Origin of the sequence: Acinetobacter sp. ANC 4910, from assembly GCF_004331035.1 — a bacterium.
GTDB lineage: Bacteria > Pseudomonadota > Gammaproteobacteria > Pseudomonadales > Moraxellaceae > Acinetobacter.
This window is the reverse complement of the sequence record NZ_SJNT01000003.1, coordinates 332,559-339,362: the sequence shown is the minus strand read 5'-3', so window position 1 is coordinate 339,362 and position 6,804 is coordinate 332,559. Positions and strand designations below refer to the sequence as shown.

4 protein-coding genes are annotated in these 6,804 nt (G+C 43.8%); all 4 read left to right on the top strand.

All coding sequences use genetic code 11. From position 1 onward, the window contains the following. A partial coding sequence (gene atzF / locus E0H82_RS04925; RefSeq protein WP_131263572.1) for an allophanate hydrolase occupies positions 1–1,326 on the top strand: 1,326 nt, incomplete at its 5' end. A 20-nt stretch (positions 1,327–1,346) separates the two neighbouring features. Next, positions 1,347–4,946 (top strand): urea carboxylase, encoded by a 3,600-nt coding sequence (gene uca / locus E0H82_RS04920; RefSeq protein ID WP_131263570.1) that lies wholly within the window; start codon positions 1,347–1,349, stop codon positions 4,944–4,946. Between the two features lie 15 nt (positions 4,947–4,961). Beyond that, positions 4,962–5,648, top strand: a complete 687-nt coding sequence (locus E0H82_RS04915) for a GntR family transcriptional regulator (RefSeq protein ID WP_131263568.1) — start codon at positions 4,962–4,964, stop codon at positions 5,646–5,648. Between the two features lie 135 nt (positions 5,649–5,783). Next, positions 5,784–6,794 carry a CobW family GTP-binding protein gene (locus E0H82_RS04910; RefSeq protein ID WP_131263566.1) on the top strand — a complete coding sequence of 337 codons (1,011 nt, stop codon included), beginning with the start codon at positions 5,784–5,786 and terminating at the stop codon, positions 6,792–6,794. Positions 6,795–6,804 lie beyond the last annotated feature (10 nt).

The window sequence follows — 6,804 nt, the reverse complement described above, 5'->3', positions numbered from 1 at the left end:
CCATTTTCATTAGGCACAGATACCGCAGGTTCAGGGCGTGTACCTGCCACTTTTAATAATATTGTCGGGTTAAAACCAACCAAAGGGCGTTTTTCAAATTATGGCTTAATGCCAGCCTGTAAAAGCATAGATTGCATTTCTGTATTTGCCTTGACGGTAGACGATGCAGAAGTTGTGGCACAAGTGTTGGAACAATTTGATGTGCGTGATAGTTACTCACGGCATCATCCTAAAACAGCGCCCGCAAAATTATCCTCTGCCTTGAATTTTGCGATTCCAAAAACCTTGCAATTTTTTGGTGATGTGCAAGCAGAGCAGGCTTTTCAGCAAGCGATTGCACAACTAAAGCAAATGAATGTGACCTTGACTGAAATTGATTTTTCAATTTTTGAACAATTGGCAGCACAACTTTATCAAGGCACGTGGGTGGCTGAGCGTACGGTAGCAGTTGAAACATTACTTGAACAATGTCCAGAAGCATTTGATCCAACCGTTTTAGACATTGTTCAACAAGGCAAAAACTATACGGCACTCGATGCTTATAAAGCCGAATATCTCAAAAATGATTTGGCACGACAGATTCAAGAGTTGCTGTCTGAGTTTGATGCTTTGGTTGTGCCAACATCACCAACCATTCATACCCTTGCTGAAATGCAGCAGCAACCTATTCAATACAATTCACATTTTGGCACCTATACCAACTTTACCAATCTTGCAGACTTAAGTGCTTTGGCATTACCTGCGGGATTTCGCGAAGATGGCTTACCGTTTGGCATCAGCTTGATTGCTCCTGCATGGCATGACTGTGCTTTGGCAGATTTTGGTCGTCAATGGCAAGCACATGTGCAACTACCTTTAGGAGCGACAGGACGCCCTTATCCTGAAAATGTAAAGTCAATTTCTGCACCATCAGCACAGCATATTCGTGTGGCGGTAGTGGGAGCACATTTAACGGGTATGCCGTTGAATTTTCAACTCAGCACACGCCAAGCGGTGCATGTAGAAACCACTAAAACTTCAGCCCATTACGCCTTGTATGCACTGAATGGCACGATTCCGCCAAAACCAGGTTTGGCACGTCAAAGCAATGGACAGGAAATTATCGTGGAACTATGGGATGTGCCAACAGCTCGATTTGGTGAGTTTGTCGCTGAAATTCCAACGCCATTGGGGATGGGCAATGTTGAGCTCAGTGATGGGCGTTGGGTTAAGGGTTTTATTTGCGAGCCTTATGGTTTAGCCGACGCTGAAAACATCAGTCATTTTGGCGGCTGGCGCGCCTATATTCAGCATCGTAATGCACAACAACTACAAACAACACATTAAAAAGATTATAAGGAATGCTCATGTTTAAGACTGTATTAATTGCCAACCGTGGTGAAATTGCTGTACGTGCGATTCGTACCTTAAAAAAGTTAGGGATTACCAGTGTTGCGGTGTATTCGGACAGTGACCGTTATGCACAGCATGTTCAAGATGCCGATCTGGCAGTGGATCTACAGGGAACCAAACCTGCTGATACCTATTTAAGTATTGAGAAATTAATTGCTGCTGCCAAACACACAGGTGCCGAGGCAATTTTCCCAGGCTATGGTTTTTTGTCTGAAAGTGCTGAATTTGCACAAGCCTGTGAAGCCAACCATATTGCTTTTATGGGACCAACTGCTGAACAGATTTTGGAATTTGGTCTGAAACATCGTGCACGTGAATTGGCGGCTGCCGCGCATGTCCCGATGACACCGGGTACTGGTTTGCTCAATAGTTTAGAAGAAGCATTGGTTGCTGCGGCAGAAATTGGTTATCCAATTATGCTGAAAAGTACCGCAGGAGGGGGCGGTATTGGTTTAACCCGCTGTGATACGCCTGAAGCACTGCAAGATGCTTATGCCAGTGTAAAACGTTTAGGTGAACAATTTTTTAAAGATGCAGGCGTGTTTTTAGAACGTTTTGTCGATAAAGCCCGTCACGTTGAAGTCCAGATTTTTGGCGATGGCTTGGGTCAGGTGGTGGCTTTAGGTGAGCGTGATTGCTCATTGCAACGCCGTAATCAGAAAGTGGTGGAAGAAACACCTGCTGCATTATTACCTGAAGCGACACGTCAGAAGTTACATCAAGCAGCAGTAGAACTGGGTGCTTCGGTTAACTATCGTAGCGCGGGCACCGTCGAGTTTATTTATGATGCTGCGCGTGATGAATTTTACTTCTTGGAAGTAAATACTCGTCTACAAGTCGAACATCCTGTGACAGAGATGGTAACAGGATTGGATTTAATTGAATGTATGCTCAAAGTGGCGGCGGGAGATGCCTTAGATTGGGAAAAATTGCAGAATATTCAGCCGCAAGGCGCTGCGATTGAAGTGCGTATTTATGCTGAAGACCCAGTTAAAAACTTCCAACCGAGTCCAGGGGTATTAACTGAAGTTTATTTTCCTGAACATGCTCGTGTGGATACATGGGTGGCGACAGGAACAGAAATTTCACAATACTTTGACCCGATGATTGCCAAAATCATTGTGCATGCGGAAAACCGCGAGCTTGCAATTGCAAAATTACAGCAAGTACTGAGTGAAACACGCCTCAATGGCATCAGTACCAACTTGGATTATGCTCGTGCAGTTATTGCCGATCAGCGTTTTGCGGAAATGAACATTTGGACACGGATGCTAGATGATTTTGCATATACGCCAAAAGTAATTGAAGTCTTGCAGCCGGGAACCCTTAGCTCGATTCAGGATTATCCGGGACGGACAGGGTATTGGGATATTGGTGTGCCACCGTCAGGTCCAATGGATGACTATGCATTCCAATTGGGGAATAAAATTGTCGGCAATCCACAAAATGCCGCAGGATTTGAGTTCACGTTATTGGGGCCGACACTGCAGTTTCATGTTGAAACTACGATTGCATTAACAGGTGCGCCATGCGTCGCTACCTTGGATGATCAGCCGATTACTTTTTGGTCGGCGATTCAGGTGAAGGCGGGGCAGGTGCTTAAACTGGGTCAGGTTGAATCTGGATGTCGAACTTATTTGGCTGTACGTCATGGTTTAGATGTCCCGCTATATTTAGGCAGTCGTGCAACTTTTGCATTGGGGAACTTTGGCGGACATGCAGGTCGTACCTTACGTACTGGTGATATGATTAAACTGGTTGATCCTGATATGCCACATGCAGGGTTAACTTTGGCCACAGCCGAACCCCAAGATCTCGCATGCGATTTGATTCCACGTTATGGACATGAATGGAAAATTGGTGTGCTCTATGGTCCGCATGGTGCTCCTGATTTCTTTAAAGCGGAATATATTGAAGAGTTTTTCCAAACTGAATGGACAGTACATTTTAACTCCAACCGTTTAGGTGTTCGTTTATCGGGTCCAACTCCAAGCTGGGCACGTGAAAATGGTGGTGAAGCAGGCTTACACCCATCCAATGTGCATGACTGTGAATATGCGATTGGTGCCATTAACTTCACGGGGGATTTTCCTGTGATCTTGGCAAAAGATGGTCCAAGTTTGGGTGGTTTTGTTTGCCCAGTGACGATTGCCAAAGCAGAGCTGTGGAAAGTGGGGCAATTAAAAGCCGACGATAAAATTAGCTTTTACCCGATGACAGTCGAACAAGCCAATGCTCTAGAACGTCAACAAATTGAACAGATTGAGCATTTTGCTACGGCACAAATGGTTGAAGAAATGCCAGCCGTGATGGAAATTGGAAGTACCATACTGGCTTTACGTGAGGAAACAAAGACCACACCAAAAGCAATCTACCGTCAGGCAGGAGACAGTTATATTCTGCTGGAATATGGTGAAAATGTATTAGATTTGGCGCTGCGTTTACGCGTGCACCAATTAATGCAAATGATTCGTAGCGCAAACCAAAATGGCATTTTAGAACTGTCGCCTGGGGTACGCTCACTGCAAATTAAATATGATGGTCTGGTGATTTCACAGCCACAATTGATTGCACATTTACTGGAGTTGGAATCTTCAATGGGCGATTTAAGCCAGTTAAAAATTCCATCGCGGATTGTGCATTTGCCAATGGCATTTGAGGACAGTGCGACTTTGGGCGCTGTGGAACGTTATCAGGAAAGTGTTTGTGCCAAAGCACCGTGGTTGCCGAATAATGTCGATTTTATTCAACGGATTAATGGCTTAGACCGTCGTGAACAAGTCCGCGACATTATTTTTGATGCCAATTACTTAGTGCTAGGTTTAGGCGATGTCTATCTGACTGCACCCTGTGCGGTGCCGATTGACCCGCGTCATCGTTTACTCAGTTCGAAATATAACCCTGCACGTACCTTTACTGCGGAAGGTACAGTGGGTATTGGTGGTATGTACATGTGTATTTACGGCATGGACTCCCCAGGGGGCTATCAGTTGGTGGGGCGTACCTTACCTATTTGGAATAAGTTTAAACAAAACAAACAATTTGGCGATAAACAATGGTTCTTACAGTTCTTCGACCAAGTTAAATTCTTCCCTGTTACGGAAACAGAGTTGAATCAATGGCGTACCGATTTTGCACATGGTGTGGCACAGATTAAAATTGAAGAAACTGAGTTTGATTTTGCCCTTTATACCCAATTTTTACAGGACGAAGCCGAGAGCATTGCAGCATTCAAGCAACAGCAACAACATGCCTTCAGTGCAGAAGTTGGGCGTTGGAAAGAAGAACACAGCACACAACCCGAAGAAATTGTTCAACAACAGTTCGAAGACTTTGGTGATTTCTTGGCTGTGAATGCCTCTATGACAGGCAATATTTGGAAAATTTTTGTTGAGTCAGGACAGGAGATTAAAAAAGGTGAAACAGTTGCTATTATTGAAGCCATGAAAATGGAGTTACCTGTGTATGCGACTGAAGATGGCATCGTTAAAGCGGTCATTTGTCGCGCGGGACAAACCGTGCACAGCGGAGAACCTTTGGTGTATATGGAATAGAGTTGAGTATAGGAAATGAAAAGCGCGACAAGTAAAAGCGCAGACAATTTGTCCGCGCTGGTGTATCAACGGATTAAGAACGATATCTTCGATTTCAAATTAATGCCAGGTGAGCGTTTTACTGAGTCTGAAGTAGCGCAAGCTTATGAGGTGAGCCGAACTCCGATTCGGCAAGCCTTGTATCGCTTACAGCAAGAAGGCTATGTCGAGGTCAGTTTCCGCAGTGGTTGGCAAGTCCGACCATTGAACTTCCGCTATTATGAAGAACTGTATGATGTGCGGATTGTGCTGGAAAAAGATGCGATTTATAAGTTGTCGCAGCAGGACTGTGAGCAATCCAGTGAGTTGGCAAGATTGAAGCCCATTTGGATGGTGGAACCGCAAGATTACCTAAATGATATTAAACAGCTTTCACAACTAGATGAAGATTTTCACTGTGCTTTGGTTCGTGCGGCAGGCAATAATGAGATGGTGCGGATTCACCGAGACTTAAGTGAAAAAATACGGATTATCCGCCGTTTAGATTTTTCTAAACAGTACCGTATTGAAGCCACATATCAGGAACATCAACACATTTTAAAACTGATTTTTGAGCAAAAAACCGAAGACGCAATCGCGGCAATAGCCACCCATATTCAGCAAAGTCGAGATGAGGTGAAAAAGATTACCTTACACATGTTGGATCCGAGTCAGTTTGTTTAAGTGTGTATTCAAGATCAGTTTAAAAATGAATTCGACAGCAGATGAGTGGGTAAGCTGTACATGTAACGAAAGTGAAGATTTTGTTATACTATTACATTGATCTTCACCTTTCGTTTGGCTTGCGAGCATCTCATTTTGAAACTGTTAACCCCACAAAAATCCGTGCCTACCCATATTATTTCTGGATTTTTAGGTGCAGGAAAAACCACATTACTGAATAGTTTATTGGCACAAAAGCCTGAAGATGAAGTCTGGGCAGTGCTGATGAATGAGTTTGGTCAAATAGGGGTGGATCAAAACTTGCTCCCCCAAGCCGAAGGCTATGCGGTGAAGGAGCTTTTAGGGGGCTGTTTGTGTTGTAGTAGTCAGTTGCCAATGCAAATTGCTTTGTCGCGGTTATTGTCTGAAACTCAACCAGATCGTTTATTTATAGAACCTACAGGTTTGGGGCATCCAGCCCAACTGTTAGAACAACTGACTGAACCACATTGGCAAAGCCAAATTCAAATGCGTGCTTTAGTTACGGTAGTGGATGGTTCACGTTTGCATGAACAAGAATGGGTAAAACAAAACCTATATGCCGATCAGTTGAAAGCCGCGCAAATTGTGGTGATTTCACATACGGAACACATGCAAGCAGCAGATGAACAGGCTTTACAGCAATTACAGCAGGAATATTTGGCTTATGCCCAGACATGGCTAAGACCTGCTTTGGGGCAACTCCAACTGGCACAGATTGATTTGCCATATCATGGTGTGCAACGCAAAATCCAGCCATTAATTCAAATTCAGAAACAGTATAGTAATGAGTCAGCATTACCTGAAATTAAGCAGTTACCTTATCATTATGTAGAAACTGCACAGGGCTATAGTATCGCTGGCTGGAAATTTTCCAAGCGCTGGCAATTTGATTTCTATGATTTACTTGACCTGTTATGTGAGCAACAGCAGTGGCTCAGAATCAAGGGTATTTTTAATACCAATCAAGGTTGGAAAAGTTTTAATTTCAATCCGAATCAGTTTAATTATCAGTCTGCACCTGAAAATATTGATAACCGTATTGAAGTGATTGTACAAACTAAACGAGACTGGGCCTTATTCGAAACTCAGTTACTTGCTTGCCGTATAGATACTGAAACGGACTAAAACTGTTCAG

What these genes read in the sequence shown, in the direction of transcription:
- uca (WP_131263570.1), top strand. Translation starts at nt 1,347, where the DNA reads ATGTTTAAGACTGTATTAATTGCCAACCGTGGTGAAATTGCTGTACGT.
- E0H82_RS04915 (WP_131263568.1), top strand. Translation starts at nt 4,962, where the DNA reads ATGAAAAGCGCGACAAGTAAAAGCGCAGACAATTTGTCCGCGCTGGTG.